Source organism: Methanosarcina sp. WH1 (genome assembly GCF_000970005.1).
GTDB lineage: Archaea > Halobacteriota > Methanosarcinia > Methanosarcinales > Methanosarcinaceae > Methanosarcina.
The window spans coordinates 2,417,598-2,432,906 of sequence record NZ_CP009504.1 but is presented as its reverse complement, the minus strand read 5'-3'; the positions used below and the strand labels follow the sequence as shown (position 1 = coordinate 2,432,906).

Here is a 15,309-nt window from a genome sequence, read left to right as displayed (position 1 = left end):
TGTTTTATTACCCTGTTTTATTATCCTGTTTTATTACCCTGTTTTATTACCCTGTTTTATTGATCTGTTTCATCATCAATATCGGTTAGCCTTCTTCTTGGAGCATATTCCGTTTTACTCCTGTCTGCAGCGGATTTTCCAGAAGCTTTTTCTTTCTCGATATCGTTCTTGTACACAATAGTTCTGTAAGGGAATGGAATTTCAATACCTTCACTGTCAAAGCGCCTTTTAATTGCTTCCATTAATTCACAGCCCGAACTATATGCATCGCCCCTATCCTTAAACCAGACCAGCAGGCGGAGATTTACTGCAAAATCCCCAAGTTCTGTAACGTATACATTAACTTCTCCTCTGTCCCTGAAATCCGGGTCTATAGTATGTAGCACGGACAGGTCCATTAATCCGTTTGCAAAAGTCTCGGGTTTGAGGAAACTTGGCTTTACAATGCTGTGCTCCATGGCCTGGTGAGGCATTACCATTGGATGCTTTCTGGCTTCTTCAATCATGATTTTTTTTGCCAGGCTAATATCAGAGTCATAACTAATTCCGATGTTTATTGGCCAGATAACCGCAGGGTCTTCTATGGTCCAGTTGATAATCGCTTCGTTGCTGATTATCGAGTTGGGAATTATAAGGCGCCTGTTATCCCAGGTTATGATTACCGTATGTCTGAGGTTGAGGTCCGTAACCTTTCCGTATTCGTTCATAATATTCAGCCGGTCTCCAACCCTGAAAGGTTGAAAAAGGGCAAGGGAGATTCCTGCAATAATATTGCTCAGCGTGCTCTGGGCTGCAAAACCGATGACGATGGCAGCAAGCCCTGCCCCAGAAAAGAGAGCTACAGAGAGAGTGTGCAAGCCAGGAATGATGAATATTATAACAACCAGCCCGATAAAGTAGATCGCTGCAACCGTAATGTGCCTGAACATCCGGAAAGCCGTGATATCCATCCGCAGCTTGCTGCTTGCTTTTGTGAAGTAACTTTCCATAAGGTGGTTTACAGTCCTTGCGACAAGTATGGTGCCAATGCCTATGAATATTATAAATATCAGTGTACCGAGGTTACCTGAGAACCAGCTGAATATATCATTTAATAATCTGTCAAAGTTAGAAATGTTTTCTCCAAGAGTCTTATTCGCAGTATCGTTCAGAGTCTCGTTCAAAGTATCCAGGGTTGGCATGCGCTCAACCATTGGCAGGAAGCTTTATATAAATATTGATTTTAAAAACTAAGAAACTAAAGAAGTGCGAAGAAAGTTCTCTAAAAGGGAATTGAAGCCTTTGGGATGGATTAAAAGTCAGTTGGACAAGGAAATATAATTAAAATAAGAAGTAAATTTAAGTAAAAAAGAGATTTAAGTGAAAAAGAAGTTTCCATAAATGGAAGCCTCCTTTTTTCTCTTATAAGGACGTTTTTTCGGCTTTTACTGGTCTCTCAGTGGTTTATTATGTTTCTTATACACTATCTTTCAGGTGACCTCCTCAGGCGTACAGATTTTCCTCTTTCACAAAAACCCAGTACCCCTCATAGGGTTTGACTTCAAATTCTTCCGTTCCAAGCTGGTTCTCACCTAATGTTCCGTTAAAGCCATTGTAACCTACATACTGGTAGTGGCCTGTAGTGTTGTTGCCCGACACCCAGGGGCCCACAATTTTTGTATACGAGCTGTCAATGGTCGTAAATGCAATTTCCGCAGAGATTGTCTCGTTTACAGGTGAACCCAGTGCGTTCCAGCCCGGATAGGTTTGCAGGCTCGGTGGAACAGTGACCTGCTTTTTCTCAACCGAAGCAAACTGTTCCGAAGCATTGAATTCGGTTCCGTTGGGAACATTGATCCAGTATCCTTTTAGAGGTTCAATGTTTGAGACATCTTCAAAGAGTCTGGTTGAGGCGTTGTAGTAAATCAGGGAGGTATAGTTTACATCCGAAAGCAGATAATCAACGCTCGTATTGTTGGCTTTGAAGGGAATCGAGAAGAAGTACCAGTTTCCTGCCTGATCTTCAGTCTGGTTTCCATCTGTCTGGTTTCCATCTGTCTGGTTTCCATCTGTCTGGTTTCCATCTGTCTGGTTTCCATCTGTCTGGTTTCCATCGGAAAGAAGTCCGCTGTCTGGAGGGATAAGCACTTTATCAATTATGCAGATAACCCCATTGTTTACAACAATTATCTGTGTAACAATTGCGTTTTGTATTGTGATATTCTCCCCTACCATTTTGATTTGAAGCGCATCGCCCTGAATGTTATTGACGGTATTCATACTGGCAAGTTGCTTGCGGACATACTTTCCACTCAATACGTGGTAAGAGAGAACATTCCTGAGCAGGGTGGTGTTGTTCATTAGCTTATTACGGGTTTCTACCGGCAGCTCATTGAAGGCTTCGTTACTCGGAATAAAAACAGTATAAGGTTCTGTTCCGTTCAGGGTCTCTGTCAGGTTTGCAGTTTCGGTTGCATTTACAAATGTGGCTAATCTCGTCTGGTTCTGGGCCGCCTCAATAATGGTATCTTTCGCCATCATTTCGGCGATTGTGATGTTAATCACATAGGTTGCATTCTCGATTAAGGCTTCTCCGCTTTTCCCTGTTGTGTACCAGAAGTTGAGTTTGTCCCCGTAACTTACCGGGTTTATACCGAAGTACTCTTTGGCCGGCTCTCCGTTGATGTAGACAAACCACATCTCTCCGGTAGTGTTATTATTCTCGACTCCTTCTATGCTCTTAAACACAAACGGCACATTGGTCATGTTAGTCACATTTCCGGTCATGTTCTGCGCTAAGGCTGCGTTAAAGTCGAGTCCTGTTGCATATAAAGCTCCGAAGTCTGTGAGATTGGCTATTGTATAATTCAGGGAAGCATTCCTGAACTTGACGTTTTCTTCAGTCAGGTTTACAGTGTCGTTATAGAGTACTGTCAGATTTTGTTCTGGCGCAGGTTCAGGCGGGATAAGGACTACATCTATAGCGTGTATCACTCCATTGCTGGCATTTACATCCTTCATTATAATCTGTGCGTCTCCTACAAACACTCCTTCCTCAGTGACATTGACAGGAATGTCACTACCCTGAAGGGTCTTAATGTTGGTTATGTTAACAACATCTTCTGCCATCAGCCTCTCGCTCGCAACGTGGTAGAGGAGAATTTTTGTCAACGTATCAGTGTCGTTAAGGAGAGATTCGATTGTGCCGTTTGGCAGGGCGTTAAAAGCCTCATCTGTCGGAGTAAAGACCGTGTAAGGACCTTCCCCTTTCAGAGTGTCAGTAAGGTTTGCAGCCCTAATTGCTGTCAGAAGAGTCGTAAAGTTTCCATCTTCTGTTGCGGTTTCGATAATATCCTTTTCTTCAGATGGGGCTTTTGGCGGGATCAGCACGGCATCAATGACATGTACAACCCCGTTGTCTGCTGTAAGGTTCGCCTGGAGAACCTCTGCCTCCCCTACAAATGTCCTTTCGTCTGTGACATTGACCGGCAGTTCGCTTCCCTGAAGGGTTGTAATATTGCTTACGTTGGCCAGGTTTTCGGCCATCAGGGTCCCGTTTGTGACGTGATAAAGGAGCATCTGTTCAAGTGCTGCAGGGTCTTTCATTAGAGCTTCAAGAGTGCTTTCCGATACATTCTTAAAAGCGTCGTCCTTCGGAACAAACACAGTATGCGGTTCGTCCCCGGCCAGGGTAGTATTGAGGCTGCTGTTATTGAAGTAACCTGAGATAATAGTAAAATTTCCATTTTCCCCTATCAGGTTCATTATGGTAGTTGTTCCGTCATCCTGTGCCGAACCGGTACAGGTAGCTGCACTTAATAACAAAAAAACAATTAAAACACAAGCTAAGCTGGTAAATCCTGATCTAATCTAAATTCCCCCAATTTTTTCCCTTCAGCAGACCCTAATTCTATTTTATTACTATTCTTATTAAATCTGAACCCCGTTTTTGTCTGGCTGAAGTTTTATTTCGTGTGAATTGGTATGACTTCTAATATTATATATCATACAAAGAGTATTTGTATTTTCTTATTAATATTATTTTATAATGATAGACTATATTTTTATAAAAATTCTTTTAAATCATATAATAAGAAAAGTCCTTTAATCCGCTATCTGAACATTCAGTTTTTTTACCTAATTTTTCCTGGAGAAAATCTTCTTTCCCATCCATATTGAGGTTTAAACCCCTATGTCTCTTTATTAGTCTTTTTCGAAAAATAGATACAACCTTTCTCTCAATAAAAAAATATTAATTGCAGGAAAAGTCAAAAATGGATATAATAATTATTATTTTTTATTTGTCTCTGAAAAATAGCCTTCCAAAGTTGAAAAAAAACCTGTATAATATAGGTTCAACACATATTTTATATATAAATTATTTATAAGCCAGGAACAATGCTTTAAATAAAAAATGAAAGGAAGCGATTACTTCCTTTCTTTTGCATACGCAACGATTGCATCTTTGACTCCGTATTTGAATGCAACCACAATTGCAATTCCCCATGCCAGCGGTCCGAAGAACAGGTAGAGAATACTGGTATCAATTAGCATTGTATTCAGGGCGACCAGAACCAGAATAAGAAGCAGGAAGCCTCTGAGGAGTGGGAGAATGATATCTGCCCCTTCTATTTCCATGCCTTTGACAGTACCTCTCAGGTAGTCCATTACTATGTCTATAGAAAGAATTCCTATTACCAGGATCAGGATAGCTATGATAACACGTGGCAAGTATTGAGTAATACTTATCAACAGAACAGTAATCATATTTAGCTTCAGGATATCAGACGCAGCCGTGAGGAAGATCAGATACCCAAATATTCTAACTATTCCAGCTACGATGTCTGAAACCGTCAGTCCCCCGGATCTAATTGAAGCTCCAAAAGTTGTCTTTTCAAGTTTTTCATCTATTCCGGTTGAAATAATCACTTTCTGGAGCAGGTCGCTAATAAAGTCCACAATCAGCAAACCTATAAGCAGGACAACGACAGCAGAGATCACAAGTGGGACGTAGAATATTACAAGATCAACGAAATTATTCACTACCCCAATGTTCAGAATATCCAGAATGATTAAGGCGAAGATAATATAAATGAACCAGCGGATTATTGCATCAAAAAAACCGACTGTACTCATCTGTCCTTTTTTTATCATTCCACCTATCACGGTTCTGTCAACCAGATCATCAAGTCCTATTTTGTCCAGTACTTTCGCACCGATCTTTCCAAGAAACTTTCCCAATATTATTCCTATAACAAGAAGAAGAATTATGGCTACCAATGTCGGAATAAACGCTATCAACTGATCAAACATACCGTATATACTATCCAAGAGTTCTATCTTAACCGTACTGATTACCCCCACATTTTTATTTTAAATTAATGATCTTTCCAATTTACCCTAATTTTGGAAAAATCTATTACATATTTAACGTATTATAATGTCGTATACATAATTATATTTATCTACAAACATTTAAAAGCTCTATTTCAAACTTAGTGCCAGCTCACACTGAAAATCATCCTATTTGCTTCAAAAGCTGAATAATCGTATTCGACAAAAAATCAGGCATAGAACTTAAATTGATGAAGTTTCCATTAACTTAAGCGGTTATTTTTATTCGAAAGTGAGGAAGAGCCTTGAGACTTACAAAGTTAGGGAAAAAACAATTGCAGGTCGGGCTTGCCCCTGGCACGCTTGTGTATGTGGGGGAAAAAAAGGCAGAGAGGATTGTGATCAGTCTCTGTGCCTATAACGGCGAGGAACTTATCGAAAAAGAACTGCAGACTGTGGGGGAATGCCTGACCTTTAAAGACAAGCCCGGAATGAATTTATGGGTAAATGTCGACGGGCTCGACCAGATTGAGGTTATAGAAAAGCTCGGAAGCTATTTTAATATCCACCCTCTTACTCTCGAAGATGTGCTAAACACGGGGCAACGCCCCAAAATGGAAGATTACGATTCATATATTTATACTGTGCTGAAAATGATACTTCTCGATGAAGAAAGAGAAGAAATAATTATGGACCAGGTAAGCATCATCCTCGGATCCAATTATATCCTCTCTTTTCAGGAGAGGGAAGGAGATGTTTTTGATCCTGTAAGGGATAGGTTAAAAAATCCTGCCTCACGCCTCCGAAAGAATGGGGTGGACCATCTTGCATACAGCCTGATTGATGCTATAGTTGATAACTATTTTTTGATTCTTGAGCACTTTGGGGAAGAGATTGAGGATCTTGAAGAAAAACTGATAGTGAATCCCACACCTGAAACTATGAGGATGATTCAGAAACACAAGAGAGATATGATCATCCTTCGTAGATCTGTCTGGCCCCTCAGGGAGTTGATAAACAGTCTTCAGAGAGCCGAGTCAGGACTCATAAAGGAAAGTACGCAGATTTACCTGAGAGATATTTATGACCATACCATTCAGGTTATTGACTCCATCGAAGCCTTCAGGGATATTCTCTCTTCAATGGTAGATGTTTACCTCTCGAGCTTAAGCAACAGAATGAACGACATTATGAAAATTCTTACTATTATAGCCACTATCTTCATTCCTTTAACCTTCGTAGCAGGAGTATACGGTATGAATTTTGACTACATGCCGGAACTCAGATGGCACTGGGGTTATCCTGTAGTCATGCTGGGTATGGCTTTAATAGGAATAAGCATGTTTCTTTATTTTAAAAAGAAAAGATGGGTCTAAAGCCCGAATTGCGCCTCGCCCGAATTGCGCTTTGGGATCGCAGGAAATTGGAGATTTTCTGGGTAAAGATAAATATTCTTTCGGTCCCGGAGATATTTCATTCAATATTATTGTTCTCAATTAGGTGTCGGTTTTTGGGTTACTTTTTATCTGGATGACGACTGGTTCAGGCACATTGTGCTGCAGGGAGAGAAAAACTGAAAAATCTCCTCTCGAATTTCGGAATAGATCGGGCAATTAATTGGAAACCATCTTTTTCTACAACCCTGTAATATTTATTCTAAGTAATTTTTTTATAATGGTTAGGATGTAATATAAAGAAATATAGAAATTAACTGAAATATGTTAACTGCTGGAATACTATGTACGGTTACTACGATCCCCCATTTTCAGTAAAACAGGAAGGAATCTCGATTTCGGTAGAAAAAACCGGGGACAGATGGATATACAGAAGGACCCTGGGAAAAGATGAAGTGGAAAAGTTCATCCTTGGAGATAGAAAGCGAATTATCATAAATCCGGTAGAACCCCTGAATACGCCAAAAGAAATTACTCCGAATCTGCTGATAGAGTTTGAAAAAACCCTGCTCCTTGCAGGTGGGGAGAAAAAACAGATTTTTCTGACTTTTCCAGTTGAAATCGGCGTTTTTATCTCGGAAAATGAAAATCGGAGTCTCCAGGTCCTGGACGTGTTCAGCCTGGTGAGGCAGAAATTTACCCTTTACGGAGAGGTCTCGAATGGGGTTGTTTGTAAGTACTGGAAAAGCCGGTTATACTCAATTTCACCTTTACTCAATCCCCTGCAGGAAGGAGTTATGGAGCTTACCCTCAGAAATACCTCCTCGGATTGGGCTTCAATCTCAAAAGCTGTTTTCAGTGCATACGGGATGAAACTGTACTATGATGGGGACGTTTTCATGAAAGCCCGTATGGATATCCTCAACCGGAACACGGCTGAAACAGGTTTCGAGATGCAGTCAATTAACGGGGACCTGAAAGGTGCTCTTGTGAACGACCGAAAAGTCAGGAAAGAGGCTTTTGGTGTTTACGGCTTCCGGAAGCTCGGCTTCGTACCTTTTAAATTTTATATGGAGTGGGGTTTTTGATTCTTCCTGATATTAAATTTCTTGATTATCCCCTATATTCTACCTCACAGGGTCCGGTTACCCCGGAGGATCTGATTAAGTTTATAATCATTCTTTCTTTTTCGATCATTCTTTCCAAAGTTCTCACAATTTACCTGCGCAGATCTCTCAAAGACCGGGTCAGTAAGGATGTGGGCGAACCTATCCTCAAACTCTTTTATTATGGCTCTCTTATTATCGTTTTCATTGCGATACTTCCTTTAATAGGGCTCGACCCCTCGGGGCTTTTGCTTGCAGGAGGGGTCGCAGGTATTGTCCTCGGTTTTGCAAGCCAGAACATTGTTGGAAATCTGGTATCGGGCTGTTTTCTCATGTTTGAAAGGCCCATAAAAATAGGGGATCAGGTAGAAATCAATGGGATAGCCGGCTATGTCACCGATATCCGCATAATCTCCACCCTTATCCGTACCTATGACGGGCTCCTTGTCCGCCTGCCCAATCAGCAGGTCTTTACCACAAACATCACAAACATTGTAGAACATCCGGTCAGAAGGTTTGAATACACAATTGGGATCCGCTATAGCGATGATGCCAATGCCGCAATCTGGCTTATCGAGGACCTTATAGATAAGGAGCCGTTTGCTCTCCTGAACCCCTCTCCCTCTGTTTTCGTAAGCGACCTTGGAGAAAGTTCGGTAAAAATAGTTGTCAGGATCTGGGCTCCTGTAAGTGAATGGTTCGGGCTGAAAACCAGACTTCTCTGGACCATAAAATGTACCCTCCAGGAAAACGGAATAGAGATTCCCTTCCCACAGCGGGTGCTTCATATAAATACTGATCCGAAAAAACAGCCTCAGGAAATTGAAAATCTGAATGATAAAAATATCTGAAGAAAATGAAAATATGTTGAATTTAGAAGAAAGAGTATTGAACTGAACCGGAGAATAAATTGAAGGGTTAAGGGATAAGGAATGCAGGCATTTAAATCGGGCAGGCATTTAAGAAAGCAGCCTTTTTAATGTAAAGGTTTTCGGATTCCTCTTTACCCTCTACCTTTCCATTCCTGTTTTCCCGGCATGAAAGTACTGGAAAGTACTGTGATTTGAAAAGGGCTTGCATTATTTGTGCCTTTTATATCCCCTAAAGCTAAAGACTTCGGGGTTTTACGCTTCCTCCTAGAAAAACGTTTCCGAATTCTTATTTTATCCCCCGGCAACCGGGGGGACCAGGACCATAATGTCCCCGTCTTTTAATTCGGTCTCGAGCTCTTCGAGAAAGTCGGTGTTCCTCCCGTTAACCAGAAACCTCACTTTTGGAATCTCGCCGGCGGTTGTACCTGTTGTGGCTTCTTTGAACTCAGTCCCGTAACGGGCTTGAAGGGCCTGCAAGGCAACTCTAACGGTGTCGCCAGGACGGAGCTCAAGCTCGATTTCGGGAACTCCTATTATTTCACGGATAGTCGCAAGGAACTTTACGTGTACTTTCAAGCTTATCTCTCCGGAAAAAAGGATGAATTGATGCTAAATAACATAATAAAAAAAGTGAGGGGGAAGACTCAGGCAATCCCAAGTTCCTTCAACTTTTCTGCAGTCGGCTTTCCGTCAACCCAGCCCCTGAGTCTGTAATATTCGTCGATCATTTCCGGGACATGGGATATCTGGCCTTTCGAGGGTCCTGACGGGATTGGCTCTTCCGTGAGACGTTTTGGAAGGATGTCTTCATTCCGGTCAATCCCATACATGTTGTTCATCAGCCTCTCGAGGTTTGTGACTCTCTCTCCGAGCTTCAGAAGCTTGTCGGCATCGAGGTCAAAGCCCGTAATCGCTGCCAACATCCCTGCATATTCGGGAAGGCCCAGGGCAAATGAAGTAAAGAGGCAGACAACCGATGAATTGATGGCTGAGGTCAGGTCCTGAAGGATGATGGTCCATTTCGGCTTGTCCTCAACGGCGTAGGGGTCAAGTTTCAGGGGAAGCCCCAGGATTTCGGGGGAGATCATGTAGCCGTAGACGTGGTCGCCACCCCGGTTTGCGGTTGCGTAATTCAGGCCTATCCCCTGGATTGGGCGGGGGTCGTAGGCGGGCAGTTCCAGGCCTTTGACAGCCATGGAGAGTTCTGGAGCCTCGTATTTCTCTGCAAGCTTTTTCGAGCCGAGAGCAAGGTCAGCTCCTATCCCTGCGCGATAGGCGGTTCTCCAGATAGCTTCAATCATCGAGTTTGGGTCCCCAAATCGTAGGTTCATGCCGTGCATTTTTTCTGGCGGGATTTTTCCTTTCTCCACGAGTTCCATGGCACAGGCGATGGTGCCTCCCATGGAGATGGTGTCAAGCCCCAGTTCGTCGCAGAGATGGTTGGCCTTAATAAGGGCATCAAGCTCCGTTATCCCACAGTCGGAACCAAAGGCAAAGAGGGTCTCATACTCCGGGCCTTCAGTATCCCGGACACTGTAGGGTCCTTCAGGCACGTCTGACTTCCTCCCGCAAACGATTGGACAGCCCCAGCAGCCCCCGCGGCCGGTCAGGTATTTTTTGACCAGGGTTTCTCCGCTCTGTTCGTCGGCATCCGGAAAATAGGCTTCCTGAAAGTTCCGGGTCGGGTAGGCTCCGCTTTCGTTGATGATGTTTACAAGGACCGCGGTCCCGTAGGTGTGAAGCCCTCCGTCGGGAGCCGTTACCGGGTTCTCCCTTATCTTTTTCATGGCTTCTACGACCCGCTCTTTCAGGAGCTCGGGGTTTGCAGGCTCGACTTTCTGGCTCCCGGAAACTACGACCGCTTTTAACTTTTTGCTCCCCATCACAGCCCCAAGCCCGGTCCTGCCTGCGGTCCGGTACTTGTCGTTCATGATGCCGGAAAAAGGGACAAGGTTTTCTCCTGCAGGTCCTATGCAGGCAACCGATGTCTTTTTGGGGTTTTTGCTCCTTTCGGTCAGTTCGTCCGTGACAGCATGGACTGTCATTCCCCAGAGTTCCGGGGCTGGCACAAGTTCGGCTTTTCCGTCCACGATGCTAAGGTAAACAGGTTCTTTTGAAATTCCCCGGACCACAACTGCGTCATATCCTGCAAATTTCAGGATGGGACCCCATTTCCCTCCGGAATTCCCGCTCCCTACGGTTCCTGTCTGCGGGGATTTGCTGCAGACAATATGGTAACGTCCGCTTGTCGGGACTTTTTCCCCGGTAGCCGGCCCGGTTGCAAACACAAGCAGGTTATCAGGGTCAAAGGGCTGCATGTCCGGTCTGAACTCATCGTATACAAGTTTTAGGCCGAGTCCCTTGCCTCCGAGGTACATCTTTGCCATTTCTTCGTCAAGCGGTAAGTCTTTAAGCTCGCCGCTGTCAAGGTCAACTTCCAGGATCTTTCCGGTATAGCCACCTAACATAGATAATCTCCTCCAGGGGTATATTTTCAATTTCCAAACAGGTCTATCTTCCGGTTTCCGGCAATATCCCCTTACTCTCCAGCTCAAGAACTAAATTCAAATGAGAACCTGCCGAATAAATGTCAGACCGCTAATTTTAACGTGATATGAATTTTGAATTTATATTTAATTATGCAGAAGTTCCTTAATAAAAGTATTTGTATAAAAAACATTATTGCAAAGATACCTTCTGTTTATTAATTTCCAGGTCTCACCATAATTGAAAGAAGTAGAAAGTGAATAAATGAGTATAAACCGGTTATACATTAATTCTTATCTTGAATTCAGTACCTGCATCCCTTTTTAACTTGATTTCGCCATCTAACTGATTTACCAGAATGTTTACAAGCTGCAGACCAAGTGTATCTGAATTTTCTAAATCAATTTTTTCGGGAATGCCAACTCCGTCATCTGAAACAATCAGAGTATAACCGGTAGCTTTTTCAGCAGGTTCTTCATCATTACTCAGCTCATTTCCTACTTTTTCTTCCTTAATTAATTTGATCTTAATTTCCCCCATGTTCCTGCCTGGAAATGCATGTTTCAAGGAATTAGAAATAAGTTCATTGACAATTATCCCTAAGGGAACTGCAGTGTCCATGTCAAAGAAAATGTTTTTTTCAAGATCCATGTCTAAGCTGATATCGACATCACCAAGGCTGTATGTTAGGAAAAGGTTCTCAACGAGCTTCTCCAGGTACGGTGAGAAATTCAGAGTGTCGGATCCTCCTCCTGAGTGCAGCTCTTCATGAATTAGGGCAATGGATATTACTCTGTCCTGGCTTTCCCTGAAGGCTTCCAGAACTTCTGAATCCTTAATATACTCTTTATTATTGAACTTCTCAGCCTGCAGGTCCAGCAGAGAGGAAATTACCTGCAGGTTATTCTTAATTCTGTGGTGGATTTCTTTTTTACGGGCAATCTCGGTGTTTTCCAGGGTTTTTTCAGCTTCTTTTCGTTTGGTGATGTCAGTAAGCATGCTTATCCAGCCCATAAACTTGCCATCCTTATCAAAAAGGAATTTAGAACTTATAAGCACCCATAAGGATGAACCATCCTTACGTATTAATTTATATTCATGGTTTTCATTGACATCCTGCCGCCTTTTTTCCACATTCAGTTTGACGATAGCTTTACTTTCTTCACTGAAAAAGTCCAATATAGGTCTGCCAATCCCTTCTTCCAGGGTGTATCCGAGCATGTCAATCATTTTTTTATTAGCATAAGTGACTATGGTATCGGCATCCATTACGCATATACCTTCGTTGGCTGTCTCCACGATGTTGCGGTACTTTTCCTCACTTTCTTTAAGTTTTTCTTCTGCTTTTTTGCTTTCGGTTACATCTCTGGAAATAACTGAGATAGTGGTCAGCTTTCCAGAGATGTCAAAAACCGGAAAAAGGTTTAATGAAACATCTATTACCTTCCCGTCTTTTCTTAACCTTGAAGTCTCATAATTGTAGATTTTTTCTCCCTTTTTGACCATTTCAGCTAATCTTTTTGTTTCTTCATCTAAATGAGATGGAGCCAGGATGGATACTGTCTTTCCAAGAATTTCTTTGGCTGAATAACCATAAACCTGCTCTGCTCCTTTGTTCCAGCCTGTAATAACACCGTCAAGTGATAGAGTTCCAATAGCATCATTTGACGATTCCACAATATCCGCTAAATTCTTAATTTTTTCTTCTGATTTTTTAAACTTAGTAATATCCTGAATTGTTCCCTTCACTCGAATTGGGGTATTTTTCTCATCAAAAATAACTTCGGTTTGTGAATGGACTGTGCGTTCTTCCCCATCATCTAAGATAATCCGATAATCAATGCCTTGGGACTCCCCACTTAACCCTTTCTTAATGATATTCAAATAGTCTCTTGAATTATTCACATATTCTCGATCGTCGGGGTGTACAAAATTTAAAAATTCATCGAAAGATGCACCTGATTCTTGAGGCTCGCGTCCAAAAATACGATACAGTTCTTCAGACCTGTATGTTTTATCAGTTGTAATATCCCAATCCCAATTTCCAATATGAGCCATTTTTTGAGCTTCAGCTAGCTCTTTTTCACTTTCTTTTAACGATTTATAAGCCTTTTCAAGCTGGGTTGTTCGTTCTTTTACTTTTTCTTCCAGGTTTTCATGTACTTTTTTTAGAGCTTCTTCTGCTTTTTTGCGCTCGGTGATATCTATGAATGCAGAAATTGATCCGCGCAGGTTTCCCTGCTCGTCATGCAAGGGTCTGGCATTGCCCAATATATGTCGTATTTCACCGTCAGAAGATGCAATATCTAGCTCACAGTTGTTTATCTCTATGCCTGTAGCCGACATCTGCGATGGCATATTTTCAGGCGGCAGCTCCACTCCATCCTTGAATAACTTAAACATCTCAGGCTGCTCTCCTTCAGGAGTGGACTTGGAAAAGTTTGTACCTACAGGAATCCGTAGCCATTCATATGAGAGGCGGTTACCGGTTATGTGAAGCGCCTCTGGATCGCATGCGAAAAATACCGCAACAGGCACGGCATCCAATACTACTGCCAGTTCCTCCGAGCGAGCACGCTCACGTTTTTCACTCTTCCGCAGCGCGTCCACCAGGACATCGCGTTCCGCCAGCGACCGGGCCAGCTTAATATTGCTGTAGCCTAGCTGTGAAAGCATGTTGGCAAGTTTCATGAAGAAGACCATGATTGTATTCACAGTCTCTCTGCTTAATCTTGGAACTTTTTCCAGCGCTGCTATGTATTTCTTCTCATTGAAGTCGTATTGTCTGGCCTGGGTCCGGAAAAGCTCATAGTCCAGAGGCTCGTCCTCAAAAAAGAACTGTCCTAAAAAGATATTGCCGATGTGCTGGTCTCCCACAATGATTGGGGTTGCTGTATCCCACATGTTGTTCTTGCACCTGTACAGCTTAAACTCTCCAGGGGCAACACCTACGGATAGCTTTGTGTCGCTTTCCACGCAGTGCTTGCAGGTTTCAGGGTGGATCCTGTGGAATTCGGTGCATATATCTTGCCATCCAACGCCTACCAGAATATTGCCTTTGAGATCGAGCAGGCCAACGGGAATCTGAGTAAGCTTATAGAACTCATCCATGAGAGACTTGATCGCCTGGGCATCAATAATATCAGCAAGCTCCAGGTTAGCCATCTTCCGGGAGGGCGAGAGAATGTTTCCCAATTTCAGCCTGACGCGCTGTTCACTCTGGCGCAGCGCCTCATCTGTCCGCTTTCTCTCGATTATATTTTGTCGGTTGGAACTTTTGATCTTCTCCCATTTTCTTTCCTTTTTAACTAGAGTGAATTGATGATTTGCGGCAATACCTATGGCTTCAGTTACACCGTGAACATCGAGAGAATAGGTGCACAGAGCTATCATACGGCAACTGCTAATAACCGAATCCATTTTTTTCTCATACTCTACAAAATTCTCCCAATCCTCTTTTTCCAGCAAGGAAGTGTTCCCTGCCAACCTCAGTCCTTCATAGCCCCTTTCCAGAGCATAATTGAGTTTTTCAACCCAATCATTTAAGATTCTATCTGAATTGAAAACCCCTTCTTTTACATACCAATGAGTGTAAGGAATAATTTCGATTTGCCCTTTCTCCAGATAAACATCAATATCAGAAATAACCTTTTTTAAAGCTTCTTTTGCCTCTCCCACATCCAGAGGCTGTGATGTTACCCACATACAAAATTCTTTATTTTCCAGTCCTGCTTTAAAATAGGGAACAAGTATATCAGTCAAATCCTCTTTTGTCTGGTAGAATTGGCAAAAGTGTGTCCCCCAGGGCACATTCCCAATGAAATCAATACCAGACTGCCTCAAATATTCATTCATTCTGTATCTTCCTCACTAGGAAATATAATCATGAAAGATAATATTCAATTGCATGTTAGTAATTGTCATTTTTGAGAGGAGGAAATTTTTCTGAAACCTGGCAAATTAAGCAGAATATACTCTTTGATATATTGAAAAAAAATAGAATCTATCTGCTTGGAAATAAAAATAACTCATAATAAATAAAAATTGATAATATATTAATGTTTTTACCCTGGTGTTGAAAAATTCAAGCCAAAAGGCTATTTTTAATACAAGTCCTATGAAAATAAATCCTTTAGA

The 15,309-nt window shown here is 42.3% G+C and carries 9 protein-coding genes; 3 read left to right on the top strand and 6 right to left on the bottom strand.

Going from position 1 to position 15,309, the window contains the following annotated elements; all coding sequences use genetic code 11:
* Positions 1-56: 56 nt before the first annotated feature.
* The 3 genes from MSWH1_RS10630 to MSWH1_RS10620 form a co-directional block, all read right to left on the bottom strand.
* On the bottom strand, positions 57-1,181 hold the full coding sequence (locus tag MSWH1_RS10630) for a mechanosensitive ion channel family protein (RefSeq protein ID WP_231585492.1): 1,125 nt from the start codon (positions 1,179-1,181) through the stop codon (positions 57-59).
* 301 nt (positions 1,182-1,482) lie between these two features.
* Positions 1,483-3,804, bottom strand: coding sequence for a fasciclin domain-containing protein (locus tag MSWH1_RS10625; protein ID WP_231591729.1), 2,322 nt, complete (start codon positions 3,802-3,804; stop codon positions 1,483-1,485).
* Positions 3,805-4,407: 603 nt separating this feature from the next.
* Positions 4,408-5,292, bottom strand: coding sequence for a hypothetical protein (locus tag MSWH1_RS10620; RefSeq protein WP_048128371.1), 885 nt, complete (start codon positions 5,290-5,292; stop codon positions 4,408-4,410).
* Between the two features lie 326 nt (positions 5,293-5,618).
* Here MSWH1_RS10620 and corA point away from each other — a divergent pair, with 326 nt between their 5' ends.
* From corA to MSWH1_RS10605, 3 genes are all read left to right on the top strand, one after another.
* Positions 5,619-6,689 (top strand): magnesium/cobalt transporter CorA, encoded by a 1,071-nt coding sequence (corA, locus tag MSWH1_RS10615; RefSeq protein WP_048128369.1) that lies wholly within the window; start codon positions 5,619-5,621, stop codon positions 6,687-6,689.
* A gap of 362 nt (positions 6,690-7,051) precedes the next feature.
* Entirely contained in the window at positions 7,052-7,795 is a 744-nt protein-coding gene (locus tag MSWH1_RS10610; RefSeq protein ID WP_048128366.1) for a DUF432 domain-containing protein, read from the top strand.
* On the top strand, positions 7,792-8,664 hold the full coding sequence (locus tag MSWH1_RS10605) for a mechanosensitive ion channel family protein (protein WP_231591726.1): 873 nt from the start codon (positions 7,792-7,794) through the stop codon (positions 8,662-8,664). Before MSWH1_RS10610 ends, MSWH1_RS10605 begins: the two co-directional genes overlap by 4 nt.
* Before the next feature lie 312 nt (positions 8,665-8,976).
* Here the strand turns inward: MSWH1_RS10605 and MSWH1_RS10600 are convergent, their stop codons facing one another.
* The 3 genes from MSWH1_RS10600 to MSWH1_RS10590 all read right to left on the bottom strand — a co-directional run bounded on the left by MSWH1_RS10600 (position 8,977) and on the right by MSWH1_RS10590 (position 15,027).
* Positions 8,977-9,261 (bottom strand): MoaD/ThiS family protein, encoded by a 285-nt coding sequence (locus MSWH1_RS10600; protein ID WP_048128363.1) that lies wholly within the window; start codon positions 9,259-9,261, stop codon positions 8,977-8,979.
* Between the two features lie 68 nt (positions 9,262-9,329).
* Positions 9,330-11,153: an aldehyde ferredoxin oxidoreductase family protein gene (locus MSWH1_RS10595; RefSeq protein WP_048128361.1), complete on the bottom strand. Its 1,824-nt coding sequence runs from the start codon at positions 11,151-11,153 to the stop codon at positions 9,330-9,332.
* 298 nt (positions 11,154-11,451) lie between these two features.
* Positions 11,452-15,027, bottom strand: coding sequence for a PAS domain S-box protein (locus tag MSWH1_RS10590; protein WP_052723164.1), 3,576 nt, complete (start codon positions 15,025-15,027; stop codon positions 11,452-11,454).
* Positions 15,028-15,309 lie beyond the last annotated feature (282 nt).

Coding starts and splice junctions, on each gene's coding strand:
- MSWH1_RS10610 (WP_048128366.1), top strand. CDS start 7,052: ATGTACGGTTACTACGATCCCCCATTTTCAGTAAAACAGGAAGGAATC.
- MSWH1_RS10620 (WP_048128371.1), bottom strand. CDS start 5,292: ATGTTTGATCAGTTGATAGCGTTTATTCCGACATTGGTAGCCATAATT.
- MSWH1_RS10595 (WP_048128361.1), bottom strand. CDS start 11,153: ATGTTAGGTGGCTATACCGGAAAGATCCTGGAAGTTGACCTTGACAGC.
- MSWH1_RS10590 (WP_052723164.1), bottom strand. CDS start 15,027: ATGAATGAATATTTGAGGCAGTCTGGTATTGATTTCATTGGGAATGTG.
- MSWH1_RS10630 (WP_231585492.1), bottom strand. CDS start 1,181: ATGCCAACCCTGGATACTTTGAACGAGACTCTGAACGATACTGCGAAT.